This is a genomic window from Streptomyces sp. PKU-EA00015 (assembly GCF_013387495.1).
Lineage (GTDB): Bacteria > Actinomycetota > Actinomycetes > Streptomycetales > Streptomycetaceae > Streptomyces.
Window position 1 is genome coordinate 108,831 of sequence record NZ_JABZEE010000002.1, and the last position, 13,288, is coordinate 122,118.

Annotated in this window: 16 protein-coding genes; 10 read left to right on the forward strand and 6 right to left on the reverse strand. The window is 70.1% G+C overall.

All coding sequences use genetic code 11. The features are described 5' to 3' along the window. Positions 1-78: 78 nt before the first annotated feature. A complete protein-coding gene (locus HW130_RS02165; RefSeq protein WP_177147623.1) occupies positions 79-702 on the reverse strand; it encodes a PepSY domain-containing protein in 624 nt (207 codons plus the stop codon). Between the two features lie 125 nt (positions 703-827). On the opposite strand from HW130_RS02165, the gene HW130_RS02170 reads away from it, so the two are divergent. Both HW130_RS02170 and HW130_RS02175 read left to right on the forward strand, forming a co-directional pair. After that, complete coding sequence (locus HW130_RS02170; RefSeq protein WP_177147624.1) at positions 828-1,493, forward strand: response regulator transcription factor; 666 nt, start codon at positions 828-830, stop codon at positions 1,491-1,493. Next, a complete protein-coding gene (locus tag HW130_RS02175) occupies positions 1,490-2,917 on the forward strand; it encodes a HAMP domain-containing sensor histidine kinase (protein WP_177147625.1) in 1,428 nt (475 codons plus the stop codon). The genes HW130_RS02170 and HW130_RS02175 overlap by 4 nt, the downstream gene beginning before the upstream one ends. A 48-nt stretch (positions 2,918-2,965) precedes the next feature. Here the strand turns inward: HW130_RS02175 and HW130_RS02180 are convergent, their stop codons facing one another. From HW130_RS02180 to HW130_RS02195, 4 genes are all read right to left on the reverse strand, one after another. Beyond that, positions 2,966-3,442 carry a MarR family winged helix-turn-helix transcriptional regulator gene (locus tag HW130_RS02180; protein ID WP_177147626.1) on the reverse strand — a complete coding sequence of 159 codons (477 nt, stop codon included), beginning with the start codon at positions 3,440-3,442 and terminating at the stop codon, positions 2,966-2,968. A 126-nt stretch (positions 3,443-3,568) separates the two neighbouring features. Beyond that, a complete protein-coding gene (locus tag HW130_RS02185; RefSeq protein ID WP_177147627.1) occupies positions 3,569-4,351 on the reverse strand; it encodes an AIM24 family protein in 783 nt (260 codons plus the stop codon). Continuing rightward, positions 4,348-4,998, reverse strand: coding sequence for an AIM24 family protein (locus HW130_RS02190; RefSeq protein WP_177147628.1), 651 nt, complete (start codon positions 4,996-4,998; stop codon positions 4,348-4,350). Before HW130_RS02190 ends, HW130_RS02185 begins: the two co-directional genes overlap by 4 nt. A gap of 1 nt (position 4,999) precedes the next feature. Continuing rightward, positions 5,000-5,638: an AIM24 family protein gene (locus HW130_RS02195; RefSeq protein ID WP_177147629.1), complete on the reverse strand. Its 639-nt coding sequence runs from the start codon at positions 5,636-5,638 to the stop codon at positions 5,000-5,002. 167 nt (positions 5,639-5,805) lie between these two features. On the opposite strand from HW130_RS02195, the gene HW130_RS02200 reads away from it, so the two are divergent. The 5 genes from HW130_RS02200 to HW130_RS02220 all read left to right on the forward strand — a co-directional run bounded on the left by HW130_RS02200 (position 5,806) and on the right by HW130_RS02220 (position 9,304). Beyond that, complete coding sequence (locus HW130_RS02200; protein ID WP_177147630.1) at positions 5,806-6,150, forward strand: DUF3817 domain-containing protein; 345 nt, start codon at positions 5,806-5,808, stop codon at positions 6,148-6,150. Further along, positions 6,147-6,440 carry an MTH1187 family thiamine-binding protein gene (locus HW130_RS02205; protein ID WP_177147631.1) on the forward strand — a complete coding sequence of 98 codons (294 nt, stop codon included), beginning with the start codon at positions 6,147-6,149 and terminating at the stop codon, positions 6,438-6,440. Before HW130_RS02200 ends, HW130_RS02205 begins: the two co-directional genes overlap by 4 nt. A gap of 193 nt (positions 6,441-6,633) precedes the next feature. Beyond that, entirely contained in the window at positions 6,634-7,143 is a 510-nt protein-coding gene (locus tag HW130_RS02210; protein ID WP_177147632.1) for a MarR family winged helix-turn-helix transcriptional regulator, read from the forward strand. 51 nt (positions 7,144-7,194) lie between these two features. After that, positions 7,195-7,524: a DUF3817 domain-containing protein gene (locus tag HW130_RS02215; protein WP_177147633.1), complete on the forward strand. Its 330-nt coding sequence runs from the start codon at positions 7,195-7,197 to the stop codon at positions 7,522-7,524. A 79-nt stretch (positions 7,525-7,603) separates the two neighbouring features. Continuing rightward, positions 7,604-9,304 (forward strand): methylmalonyl-CoA mutase, encoded by a 1,701-nt coding sequence (locus HW130_RS02220; protein WP_177147634.1) that lies wholly within the window; start codon positions 7,604-7,606, stop codon positions 9,302-9,304. 193 nt (positions 9,305-9,497) lie between these two features. On the opposite strand, the gene HW130_RS02225 is transcribed toward HW130_RS02220, so the two are convergent. After that, positions 9,498-10,133 (reverse strand): TetR/AcrR family transcriptional regulator, encoded by a 636-nt coding sequence (locus HW130_RS02225; protein ID WP_256355782.1) that lies wholly within the window; start codon positions 10,131-10,133, stop codon positions 9,498-9,500. 226 nt (positions 10,134-10,359) lie between these two features. Between HW130_RS02225 and HW130_RS02230 the strand changes: the two genes are divergently transcribed. From HW130_RS02230 to HW130_RS02240, 3 genes are all read left to right on the forward strand, one after another. Further along, a complete protein-coding gene (locus HW130_RS02230; protein WP_177147636.1) occupies positions 10,360-11,328 on the forward strand; it encodes a tetratricopeptide repeat protein in 969 nt (322 codons plus the stop codon). 648 nt (positions 11,329-11,976) lie between these two features. After that, positions 11,977-12,633 (forward strand): DUF6230 family protein, encoded by a 657-nt coding sequence (locus tag HW130_RS02235; RefSeq protein ID WP_177147637.1) that lies wholly within the window; start codon positions 11,977-11,979, stop codon positions 12,631-12,633. A 97-nt stretch (positions 12,634-12,730) separates the two neighbouring features. Further along, positions 12,731-13,288: a DUF6114 domain-containing protein gene (locus tag HW130_RS02240; RefSeq protein ID WP_177147638.1), complete on the forward strand. Its 558-nt coding sequence runs from the start codon at positions 12,731-12,733 to the stop codon at positions 13,286-13,288.

The following is a 13,288-nucleotide window of genomic DNA, read 5'->3' on the forward strand; positions in this document are numbered from 1 at the left end:
GCGCTTCGCGCGGTGTCCTCAAGCTCCCTCTACGGCCTGGCGGCCGTAGAGGGAGGGCGGGGTGGGGAAAGCTTCGCGTCAGTCGTCCGCGCCGTCGTCGTCTGCCGCAGCCCTCTCCCGCGACACGTCACCAGTCCTCGCGTCGACCACCACCTCGGCCTCGTCGTCCGCGCCCTTGCCCTCGTGGAGTTCGACCTCCCAGTGGTCGCCCCGGTCGTCGTCGAAGTCGACCGACGTCACCGTCGCGCCCGGGTGGGACCTCAGCGCGGCCTCCAGCGCCTCGCGGGCGTCCACCGACGCGGCGCGCAGCGCGGCACGGTCGTCGTCGCGGTCGTCGTCGTTCCGGTCGTCGGCCCGCACCGCACCGGTCCTCGCGTCGACGTTCAGCTCGTGCTCGCGGTCGTCGTCCTGGCCGACGACGTCCACCTCCCAGTGGCCCGCTCCGTCGTCGTCGAGGTCCACGGAGGCCACCGTCCCCGGTGTGTGCTTCAGGGCCGCCGCCACGGCCTCGGCGGCGCCGAACCCGCCCGCGGGCCGCTCGGCGCGGTCGTCGTCCCGGTCGTCGTCCCGGTCCTGGACCGAGCGCGACGCCGGCGCGGACGCCGACGTGCCGTCGTCGGCCGCCACCGCCACCGCCGTGTACGCGCCGCCGCCCACCAGCACGGCCGCCGCGACGGTCGCGATCACCAGGTTGCGCTTCATGAGGGTTCCTCCCGAGTCGTCCGTTCGTCGCCGGTTGCGACAGGAACCAATCTCGCCGCGCGATGCTGAACGCGGCCTGAAGCCACCTGAAGAGATCTTCAGCCACGGTTTGCGACCCTGAGCGCATGAGGTTGTTGATCGTGGAGGACGAGAAGCGGCTCGCCCTGTCCCTCGCCGCCGGGCTGACGGCCGAGGGATACGCCGTGGACGTCGTCCACGACGGCCTGGAGGGGCTGCACCGCGCCGCCGAGGGCGTGCACGACCTCGTGGTGCTCGACATCATGCTCCCCGGCATGAACGGCTACCGGGTCTGCGCCGCCCTGCGCGCCGCCGGTCACGACGTGCCCATCCTGATGCTCACCGCCAAGGACGGCGAGTACGACGAGGCCGAGGGGCTCGACACCGGCGCCGACGACTACCTGACCAAGCCCTTCTCGTACGTCGTTCTCGTCGCCCGCGTGAAGGCCCTGCTGCGCCGCCGCGGCCGGGCCGGCGGCTCGCCCGTGCTGGCCGTCGGCGACCTGCGCGTGGACACGGCCGCCCGACGGGTGTTCTGCGGGGAGGACGAAGCGACCTTGACGGCCAAGGAGTTCGCGGTGCTGGAGCAGCTGGCGACCCGCGCCGGAGAGGTCGTCGGCAAGCCCGACATCCTCGAACACGTCTGGGACTTCGCCTACGAGGGCGATCCCAACATCGTCGAGGTGTACATCAGCTCCCTGCGCCGCAAGCTCGGCGCCGCCCGCATCCAGACCGTGCGCGGCGCCGGCTACCGCCTGGTGGCGGCGTCATGAGGTCCGTACGGGCACGCGCCGCGCTCGGCGCCACCCTCGTCGTCGCCGTCGCGCTCATCGCCGCCGGCGCGGCCGTGCTGCTGGCGCTGCGTTCCAACCTCATCGACCGGACGGACCTGCAGGCCGAGGTCGTGGCTCGGGAGGTGGCCTCCCAGATCGCCCTCGACACGCCGCTGGACCGTCTGGAGCTGCCGGACGACGAGGAACGGCCCGTGCAGGTCGTCGAGGAGGGCGGGCGGGTGGCCGCCGTCAGCGAGGGCCTGGACGCCGTCTCCGGGACGTCGAGCACCGCTGTCGCGCCCCAGCCCTCGGCGCCCACGTCGCCCGGCGGCGATGACGACGACGATGACGACGACGACCCGGCCCGCGGAGAGGTGGCGAACGGCGCCCCGCGGTTCACCTCCGGCAGCGCCACCGTCGACGGCGAACGCGCCGACTACCGGTTCGCGGCCGTCGAGGTGACCTCCGGCCGGGAGCAGCGGACCTACACCGTGTACGCCGGCGCCCCGCTGGCGACCGAGCAGGAGGCCGTGGGCACCGTCCGCGACGCGCTGCTGGTCGGCCTGCCGCTGCTCCTCGCGGTCGTCGGATCGGTGACCTGGCTGGTGACCCGCCGGGCCCTGAGGCCCGTGGAGGACATCAGGAGGGAGATGGCGGCCATCACCGCCTCCGAGGACCTCTCCCGCCGCGTCCCGGAGCCCGGCTCGCGGGACGAGGTGGCCCGCCTGGCACGTACGACCAACGAGACCCTGGCCGCGCTCGAGGCGTCGGTCGAGCGGCAGCGCCGGTTCGTCGCGGACGCCTCGCACGAACTGCGCAGCCCCATCGCCTCGCTGCGCACCCAGCTCGAAGTGGGCGCGGCGCACCCCGAGTTGCTGGACGTGCCGGGCGCGGTGGAGGACACCGTACGGCTCCAGCAGCTCGCCGCGGACCTGTTGCTGCTGGCGCGCCTCGACGCGGGGGAGCGGCCGGGGGAGACGCGCCTCGACGCGGCGCGGCTGCTGCGCGAGGAGGTGGCGCAGCGGGCGGGCGAGCGGGTGCCGGTCTCCGTGAGCGCCGACGAGGGGTTCGGCGTGGCCGGATCTCGCGGTCAGTTGGTCCGGGTGCTGGGCAATCTGCTGGACAACGCGCAGCGCCACGCGGCCACCTCGGTCACCGCGTCCGTACGGGCGGAACGCGGCCGGGTCGTGTTCGCGGTCGGTGACGACGGGGCGGGCGTGCCCGAGGACCAGCGGGAGCGGATCTTCGAGCGGTTCGTCCGCCTGGACGACGCCCGCAGCCGGGACGAGGGCGGTGCGGGGCTGGGCCTGGCCATCGCCCGGGATGTGGCGCAGCGCCACGGGGGAACGCTCACGGTGAGCCGTTCCCCGGCGGGAGGAGCGCTGTTCGAGCTGAGCCTGCCGCGTGCCGCGGAGCCCTCGTAGGGCGGGCGCGGGCCGGGGTGGCGGCCCCGGGTCGCTCGGCTCCGTCGCTCAGAGCTTGCCGCGCCGTCCGCGCAGGTGCTCGGCGACCGGAGTCAAGGACTCCCGCAGGTCGGCGAGGGCCTCGGGCGTCAGCAGATCGATGAAGTGCTTGCGCACGGAGGCGACGTGGTGCGGCGCGACCTTCTGCATCGTCGCGATGCCCTGGTCGGTCAGGACCGCGTACAGACCGCGCCGGTCCGACTCGCAGTTCTCCCGCCGGACGAGGCCCGCGTTCTCCATGCGGGTGATCTGGTGCGAGAGGCGGCTCTTGGACTGCAGCGTGGCCGCGGCGAGGTCGCTCATGCGCATGCGCTGGTCCGCCGACTCGGAGAGGTTGACCAGGATCTCGTAGTCGTTGTTGGTCAGGCCGAACGGCTGGAGGTCCTTCTCGAGCTGGTGCATCAGAAGCTTGTTGACCTCCAGATGCGTGCGCCAGGTGCACTGCTCGTCATCGGTCAGCCAGCGAGTGGCCGTCTCGGTCTCCATATATGGATTCTACCTAAGAAGTTGAAAAGCGGACGAAGTTGGGGGGTGTGACGTCCGGCACCCACCGCAACCCGAAGGCCGCACAAGGTGCGCAGACGTTCGACGTCACACTCCGCAGACTACCGCTCACAGGCCGAAGCGACGCTGGAGGTCCCCGAGCTGGCCGGGAAGGCGCGGTGACGAACCGTGCTGACCCGCGCCGACTATGGGCCCGCCGTTCCCAGGAACGCCCGGTTCCGGTGTCACCGCGCCCGTCGCCTGCTCCTGCATCAGCGCCTCGCTCGACTGCAGCAGCACCGTACCCGCCCCCACGAACTCGAACTGGTGCTCCTCGCCGGACACCCCGCCGATCCCGGTCATGGCCCGCAGCCCGCCCATCACGCCCTTCATGTAGCCGTGGTCGTAGTGGTGGCACGGGGAGGGGCAGTCCGCCCAGCCCACCAGTGCCTGCGGATCCACCCTGATCGGCGGCTCCATGAACACCACCGGCCCGTTGGAGGCGGCCACGAACTTGCCCGTGCCGATCAGGGTCAGGAAGCCCGGCACGATCGACTGCTTGAGAGCCAGCGTCGGCTGGTAGGCGAGCAGGTTCCCCGACCGGATCGTGAGGTTCCCGTCCTCGAGGTCGAAGGAGTTCACGTCGAAGGCGCGGTCGGCGAGCAGCATCTTGCCGCTGCCCTCGGCGACCACCCAGTCGCCCGCGTGCAACGGCGAGTGGAACGACGTACGCATCAGCCGGTCGAGGCGGCCGTGGCCGATTCCGTTGAAGTCGATGCGCCCGTAGTAGGCGATCATCTTGCCCTTCTGCAGGAACCACTGGCTGCCCTTGAGCTCCACGCAGAACGTGTGCGCGTTGACATTGTCGTCGCTCGGCAGGGTCGTCGGGTCGAGAATGACGGGCGTGCTCACAGCTTCTCCTCCGACGCCTGGACGTACACCGCACCACTGCCGCTGAGCTCCAGCTGGAACGCCTCGCCCGAGCCGCGCCCCACCATGTCGCGCCAGCCGAGCGCCGTGGAGAGCTTGTTGCGTACGTCGCCGTGGTGCGCGACGTACGCCTGGGGGTCGACATGGACGGCCCGGCCCGGGGTGATCGGCAGCTCGATCACTCCTCCGTGTGCCATCACCGCGACCGCGCCGTGGCCCTTGAGTGTCGTGGTGAACAGACCCTGGCCGGTGACCTGCCCGCGCACCATGCCCATGACCCCGCCCTGGGAGCCCATGAACATCGTGCCCTGCTGCAGCGTCCCGTCGAAGGCGAGCAGCCGGTCGGCCTCCACGTAGAGCGTGTCGCCGGTCAGCTGGATCACCTGGATGTGGTGGCCGCCGTGGCCGAACAGCACCGTGCCGCGGCCGTCGACGGTCATCAGGGGCGTCGCCTCGTTCGCCACGCGGCGGCCGATCATCGACGCCAGCCCGCCCTGGCCGCCCTGGATGTTCGGGGTGAAGGACACCTCGCCCTGGTAGGCGAGCATCGCGCCCCGCTGGCTGAACATCTTCTGGCCGGGAGCGATCGTCGCCTCGACCATCTTCGAGTTGATCTCGCGGAACGGCATGTCAGACGTCCCCTCCCACCGTGTTGCGCTCGCTGGGCTGGACGTAGACGAGCCCGTCGCCCTCGAAGCGGATCTGGAACGCCTCGCCACCGCCTTCGCCCAGGAAGGTGCGGAACGTCACACCGGACTGGAAGTCCTGGCGCAGGTTCCCCTGGTGGGCGATGTAGGCGCCGGGGTCGACGGAGAGCGGGTAGGCGGGCGTCACCCGCAGGACGACGGCCGGGCCGTCCGACATGACGGCGACCTGGCCGCTGCCCTCGACGGTCGTCGTGAACAGGCCGTTGCCCTGCGAGGCGCCCCGCAGGCCGGTGAAGGTGGTGCCGGTGCGCAGTCCGCCGTCGGTGCACAGCAGGTTGCTCGACTCGACGTAGAGCTTGTCCCCGTGCAGGTGCACCAGATTGATCTCACTGGCGCGGTCGGCGAAGTAGCAGGTGCCCTGCCCCTTCACCTCCATCATCTCCATCTGCTCGCCGGTGAGCCGGCGGGTCACCATCCCGCGGATGCCCTCACCGCCGCCGGACATCTTCTTGAACGCCATCTGGCCGTCGTACGCGACCATCGAGCCGTTCTTCGCTTTGACGGCGTCGCCGGTCATGTCGACGGCGAGCACCTTGCTGCCTTGGAGTCGGAACGTTGCCACGGGCTGACGTTAACCGGTCATTCGGCCTGCGGACAGCATTCCCGGGGAGGACTCGGACCCTGACAAAGGCTTGGCGAAGAGAGCTGCCACAATGGGGGACGGCGCTTGTGCATTCGTTCACAAGATCGCCCGCCCGTCATGCCCGCCCGACGTCGAAGGTGCCTTCCGTGGACATCAAGACCGCCTCCTCCCTCCACCGCCTCCGCCTGGTCTCCGCGCCGGAGGCCGTGTCGTTCCTGCTGCTGCTCGTCTGCTCGGTGCTCAAGCGGACGACGGAGTTCAACGCGGTCCCGGTCATGGGTGCGATCCACGGTGTGCTCTTCATCCTCTACGTCCTGTTCTGGCTGGACGCCTGGAACCGCACCAAGTGGAGCCTGAAGACGGCGGCGCTCTACTTCGTGCTCTCCGTCCTGCCGTTCGGCGGCTTCTTCGCCGAGCGCAAGCTCAAGCGCGAGGCCGAGGCCGCCGTCATCGCCTCCCGCGCCCGCCGGGAAGGCAAGGTCGACGCATGATCGTCGCCTTCTCCGTCACGCCCCTGGGTGTCGGTGAGGACGTCGGCGAGTACGTCGCCGACGCCGTCCGCGTGGTGCGCGAGTCCGGACTGCCCAACCGTACGGACGCGATGTTCACCTCGGTCGAAGGCGACTGGGACGAGGTGATGGACGTGGTCAGGCGCGCCGTCGCCGCGGTCGAGGCCCGCGCTCCACGCGTCTCGGTCGTCCTGAAGGCCGACATCCGCCCCGGCGTCACCGACGGCCTCACCTCCAAGGTCGACACCGTCGAGCGGCACCTGAGCAGCTGAGCGCCGCTCGCTCCGCGAACCCCCGGCCGGTGCGGCCGGGGGTTTCCCGTGCTCGCTCCTCCTGGTACGGGAGTGCGCCGGGAGGGCCGGGAAGCCGGCCGGACCGCCGCCGGAGCGGCAACCGCACCGGCAACCGGGACCGAAGAGCGAGACAGGGCTGACCACGATATGACCAGTCGGTAAGGTCTCTGCCGTGCCGAAGCCGCTCAGCCTCCCCTTCGACCCGATCGCCCGCGCCGACGAACTCTGGCAGCAGCGATGGGGCCCCGTGCCGTCGATGGCGGCGATCACCTCCATCATGCGCGCGCACCAGATCCTGCTCGCCGAGGTCGACGCCGTGGTCAAGCCGTACGGACTGACCTTCGCCCGTTACGAGGCGCTGGTGCTGCTGACCTTCTCCAAGGCCGGCGAACTGCCCATGTCCAAGATCGGCGAGCGTCTGATGGTGCACCCGACCTCCGTGACGAACACCGTCGACCGCCTGGTGCGGTCCGGCCTGGTCGACAAGCGTCCCAACCCCAACGACGGACGCGGCACGCTCGCCTCCATCACCGACAAGGGCCGCGAGGTCGTGGAGGCGGCCACCCGCGAGCTGATGGCGATGGACTTCGGGCTCGGCGTGTACGACGACGAGGAGTGCGCCGAGATCTTCGCGATGCTGCGGCCGCTGCGGGTTGCGGCGCACGACTTCGAGGAGAAGTAGCCCGGCAACCCGGGCGAAGATCGCCCCTTGCGCCCCGTTACGCTCGATGCCATGAAAGCGAATGTGCTGACCCGCTACCGGGTGATGGCCTACATCACCGCCGTGTGGCTGCTCGTGTTCACCGGCGCCATCGTCCTGAAGTACGGGTTCGACACCGGCGACACCATGCTGATCTCGCAGATCCACGGTGTGCTGTTCATCATCTACGTGATCTTCGCCTTCGACCTCGGCTCCAAGGCGAAGTGGCCGTTCGGCAAGCTGCTGTGGGTGCTGGCCGCCGGCTGCATCCCGTTCGCCTCCTTCTTCGTCGAGCCGAAGGTGACCCGCGAGGCCCGCGCCCTGGTCACGGACGGCGCGACCCCGGTCAAGGCCGAGGCGTAATACCTGGTCACGGCCGCGAGCAGGGGCTCGCGGCCGTCAGGCGTCGACATTTACTAGGACGTCCTAGTAAATTTGAAGCATGGACGCTGACGCGATCGAGGAAGGCCGCCGACGCTGGCAGGCCCGTTACGACAAGGCCGGCAAGCGGGACGCCGACTTCACCACGCTCTCCGGGGACCCGGTCGAGCCCGTCTACGGGCCGCGGCCCGGGGACACCTACGAAGGATTCGAGCGCATCGGCTGGCCCGGTGAGTACCCCTTCACCCGCGGGCTGCACCCCACCGGCTACCGGGGCCGCACGTGGACCATCCGCCAGTTCGCCGGCTTCGGCAACGCCGAGCAGACCAACGAGCGCTACAAGATGATCCTGGCCGCCGGCGGCGGCGGGCTCTCCGTCGCCTTCGACATGCCGACGCTGATGGGCCGCGACTCCGACGACCCGCGCTCGCTCGGCGAGGTCGGCCACTGCGGTGTGGCCATCGACTCGGCCGCCGACATGGAGGTCCTGTTCAAGGACATCCCCCTCGGCGACGTGACGACGTCGATGACCATCTCCGGCCCGGCCGTCCCGGTCTTCTGCATGTACCTGGTCGCCGCCGAACGCCAGGGCGTCGACCCGGCCGTGCTCAACGGCACCCTGCAGACGGACATCTTCAAGGAGTACATCGCGCAGAAGGAGTGGCTGTTCCAGCCCGAGCCCCATCTGCGCCTGATCGGCGACCTGATGGAGCACTGCGCGCAGGGCATCCCCGCCTACAAGCCGCTGTCCGTCTCCGGCTACCACATCCGCGAGGCCGGCGCGACGGCCGCCCAGGAGCTCGCGTACACCCTCGCCGACGGCTTCGGCTACGTCGAACTCGGGCTGTCCCGCGGTCTGGACGTGGACACCTTCGCGCCCGGCCTGTCCTTCTTCTTCGACGCGCACCTCGACTTCTTCGAGGAGATCGCCAAGTTCCGTGCCGCGCGCCGGATCTGGGCCCGCTGGATGAAGGAGGTGTACGGGGCGAAGACGGACAAGGCGCAGTGGCTGCGGTTCCACACCCAGACCGCCGGCGTCTCGCTCACCGCCCAGCAGCCGTACAACAACGTGGTGCGCACCGCCGTCGAGGCCCTGTCCGCCGTCCTCGGCGGCACCAACTCGCTGCACACCAACGCCCTCGACGAGACCCTCGCGCTGCCCTCCGAGCAGGCCGCCGAGATCGCGCTGCGCACCCAGCAGGTGCTCATGGAGGAGACCGGCGTCGCCAATGTCGCGGACCCGCTGGGCGGTTCGTGGTACGTCGAGCAGCTCACCGACCGGATCGAGGCCGACGCCGAGAAGATCTTCGAGCAGATCAAGGAGCGCGGACTGCGCGCCCACCCGGACGGCAGGCACCCCATCGGCCCGATGACGTCCGGCATCCTGCGCGGGATCGAGGACGGCTGGTTCACCGGCGAGATCGCCGAGTCCGCCTTCCGCTACCAGCAGGCGCTGGAGAAGGGCGAGAAGAAGGTCGTCGGCGTCAACACCGCCACCGGCTCGGTCACGGGCGACCTGGAGATCCTCCGGGTGAGCCACGAGGTCGAGTGGGAGCAGGTCCGCGTGCTCGGCGAGCGCAAGGGCCGGCGCGACGACGCGGCGGTGCGGGCCGCGCTGGACGCGATGCTCGTCGCCGCGCGCGACGGCTCCAACATGATCGGCCCGATGCTCGACGCCGTCCGCGCGGAGGCGACTCTCGGCGAGATCTGCGGGGCGCTGCGCGACGAGTGGGGCGTCTACACGGAGCCGCCGGGCTTCTGACGGCCGGCTCGCGCCGCATGCACGGGCCGGGGCCGGGTACCGAATCCGGCCGCCCGGCCTCGGGCGGGCGGGCCAACGGTCGCCTGACCTCGGCCCGGCCCGGCCCGGTGACGGTCATCCGGCCTCGGTCCGGCGTGGCCGGGCGCGCCCGGCCGCCGGGGCAGCCGGGCGCGGGGACGTCGGTCCACGGCCGTCAGGCCGAGAGCGCGCCGAGGCCGGACACCAGCAGGGAGGTGAACCGGCGCGCCCACTCCTCGTCCACCGGCTCCGCGCTCACCAGCGCCCGGTGGACCACGGCGCCCGCCACCACGTCGAAGATCAGGTCCGTGGTGCGGGCCTCCGCCACGGGGTCGTCGTCGTACGGAAGCTCGCCCCGGGCCTGTGCGCGTTCCCGGCCCTCCACCACCAGCCGCTTCTGCCGCTCGACGATCGCCTCGCGGATCCGGCCGCGCAGCGCGTCGTCGCACGTGGACTCCGCGACGACGCCCATGAGCGCGGTCTTTGTCTCCGGCTGCGCGAGCAGGTCCCCGAACTGGAGGACCACACCCTCCACATCGGCGGCGAGGCTGCCCCGGTCGGGGAGTTCGAGCTCGTCGAAGAGCACGGCGACGGCGTCGACCACGAGCTCGTTCTTGTTGGTCCAGCGGCGGTAGAGCGTGGTCTTGGCGACTCCGGCCCGGGAGGCCACATCCCCCATCGTCAGCTTCGACCAGCCGAGCTGGACGAGCGCGGCACGGGTCGCGGCCAGGATCGCGGCGTCGGTCTCGGCGCTGCGGGGCCGTCCCGTACGACCCTTACGTGTGGGTTCGGGGTGGGCGGTGCTGGGCATGCCCGAGACCATACCGGCCGGTAAGCAGATTGCTGTGAGGCAGTTCACGGGAAATCTCACACGCGTCGAACAGGATGCAGATACGCTACGACCCGTAGCGAAAGCCTGGTCCGAGCGGCCGGGCGCGGAGCGACGACCACAGGCGCCGAGGTGGGGACCCGGCGCCGTTCGGCCGACCGCAAGGCCGGTTTTTCACATGCGCGCGCGGAAGGGGGAGGATGTACCCATGCAGCCTAGGAACATGTCCATGAGCGGCGTCGTCGACCTCGCCGCGGTGAAGGCGGCCACAGAGGCCAAGGCGAAGGCGGAGCAGGCCCGCGCGGAGTCCGCCCGGCAGGGTGGCGGCGGTGCCGTGTCGCCCGCCGCGCTGGTGATCGACACCGACGAGGCGCGCTTCGAGCGCGACGTCCTGCAGCGTTCCACTGAGGTCCCGGTCGTCATCGACTTCTGGGCCGAGTGGTGTGAGCCGTGCAAGCAGCTCAGCCCGCTCCTGGACCGCCTCGCGAAGGAGTACAACGGCCGGTTCGTTCTCGCCAAGATCGACGTCGACGCCAACCAGATGCTGATGCAGCAGTTCGGTGTCCAGGGCATCCCGGCGGTCTTCGCCGTGGTGGCGGGCCAGGCACTGCCCCTCTTCCAGGGCGCGGCCCCCGAGGCGCAGATCCGCCAGACGCTGGACCAGCTGATCCAGGTGGCCGAGGAGCGCTTCGGGCTCACCGGCATCACCGTGGACCCGGACGCCTCGGGCGAGGCGGTCGAGGCCCCCGTTCCGGCGGGCCCGTACGACGCGCTGTTGGGTGCGGCCATGGACGCGCTCGACGCCGGTGACTTTGGCGGCGCGATCCAGGCGTACAAGAACGTGCTGGCGGACGATCCGGCCAACAGCGAGGCCAAGCTGGGCCTCGCCCAGGCCGAACTGCTCGGCCGCGTACGGGACATGGACCCGCAGAAGGTCCGCCGGGACGCCGCCGACAACCCGGGCGACGTGCAGGCCCAGATCGCCGCGGCCGACCTCGACCTGGTCGGCGGTCACGTGGAGGACGCGTTCGGCCGGCTCGTGGAGGCCGTGCGGCGCACGGCGGGCGCGGACCGCGACGCTGCGCGGGTGCGGCTGCTCGAACTCTTCGAGGTGGTCGGTCCCGAGGACCCGCGGGTGACGGCGTCGCGTCAGGCGCTGGCGCGGGTGCTCTTCTGACGCACGTTGACAGACCTTCTGACAACGGCGCCCGAATGCGCCTTGTCTGAATGGTTTTGCGGCGGTGGTGCCGGGCGCGGCACCACCGCCGATTTGGCGACACAGTGACAAAACGCAGCCGTGCTTTACCAAAACTTGGCAATGTGAACGGCTGTTACTCCGAGTACAACAGCCCGCTGGTTCTGTCCGTTTATTGACGGCAATCTCCCCTCTGCTCCCTCGTCGGGTGGCACCCTGTGTGCTCGGTCGACGCCGCGCGGTCGTGACGTGGTTATCAGGCCGTTACTAGTGAGTAACGAACCCCCTTGTATCCGGGCTTGGAATGGACCACGATCGGCGACGCTCGGTCCAATACCGCACCCGCCCGGCTTCCAGCCGTGCCGCGGTCCGTTGGGTCCCCACCGGGCCGGTCGGCGGCAGTGGCGCCGGCCGCGGACAGGGGGGTTCCTGCTGACCGGCAGGGCCTGTCCGACCGGTTGCGCGAGAGTGCGGCCAGTGGTTGTCGCTCGGGGGTGATCGCCGGTGTTTCGGACGCAGCAGCGCCTGAAAGTACAGGCGCTCTCCTTCCCGAGGACGTAGCACTTCTCCCATCCCAGGACGGGCCCGAGGGCCCGGACCGGAGATGTACGTCCGAGAAGGAGGAAAGTCATGGAGTCTGTGGCTCGTGGCGGAACCAGATGGAAGCGGTTCGCCCTGGTCATGGTGCCGAGTGTGGCCGCGACGGCCGCGATAGGCATCGGCCTGGCACAGGGCGCGCTCGCCGCGTCGTTCGCTGTGTCCGGCCAGGAATTCAAGGTCACCGCAGGCAAGCTCGTCGGACATGGGTTCTCCCAGTACGGCGGCGTCGACATGGGGTACAAGGACCTCAAGGGTGACGAGAAGGTCGCGCGTCCCGTCGCGATCTCGACCTTCAAGAACGCCTCGATCACCAAGATGTGCCAGTCGGTCGTCACCGACGTGCCGTTCGTCGGCAAGGTCACCCTGCGGCTGACCGCAGGTGACAAGGGCAAGGACGTCAAGGCGGAGAACCTCTACCTGGACGTGTCCGAACTGGACGCGGACGCCAAGTTCGAGAACATCGACATCGGCGTCGCGGCCAAGGACACGGACAACCCCGGCACGGGCAAGGGTCCTGAGGTCAAGGACAAGTCCATCCTGCCGAACGGCTTCGGACAGCAGGCCGATGTGGCCACGCTGACCGGTGTCGAGCAGAAGGCGTGGGCGACCACCGCCGGCACCTTCGAACTGAGCGGTCTGAGCATGCGCCTGCACAAGGGCGACGGACCCAAGGTCGAGTGCTACTGACGGTCATCCCGTCCGGGCGGGCGGGTGAAACTCTGGCAGCTTCGCCCGCCCGCCACTCTCTTCACACAGCAACGCCAGTACCAGGGAGCTGTTTTCCATGAGCGCCGAGTCTGCAGTGTCACAGGGGCGGGACGAGCACGTCGTCCGCGTCGTTCGGCGGAACTTCCGCAACTGGCGGGGACAGCGGCCCTTCTGGGCCGGCCTGTTCACCCTGCTCGGCGGAATCCCGATCGCCTACTTCCCGTATGCGACCTTCAAGCTCGGTCACATGACCCTGTCGATGGCGACAACGGCGGGCGCGGGCTCCCTGATCATCGGCGTACTGCTGGTCACGCTCGGTCTGACGATGTGGTTCCACCACATCGTCAGGGTGTTCGCGGGCATAGCCACGATTCTCCTGGCACTGATCTCCATCCCGATCGCCAACCTGGGCGGGTTCATCGTCGGCTTCCTGTTCTCTCTCATCGGTGGCGCGCTCGCTCTGTCGTGGGTGCCGGGGAAGCCCGCGGCGGCGACAGCCGTGCCGTCCGCCGACGAGACCGCAATGCCGAGCGACGTGGAGATTCCCGGCGTGCCCGAGCAGTGGGACGGCTACGGCGCGGCCGCACACGAGACAACCATCGAAGGCAACGGCGGGAGGAACAGTGCCGGGTGA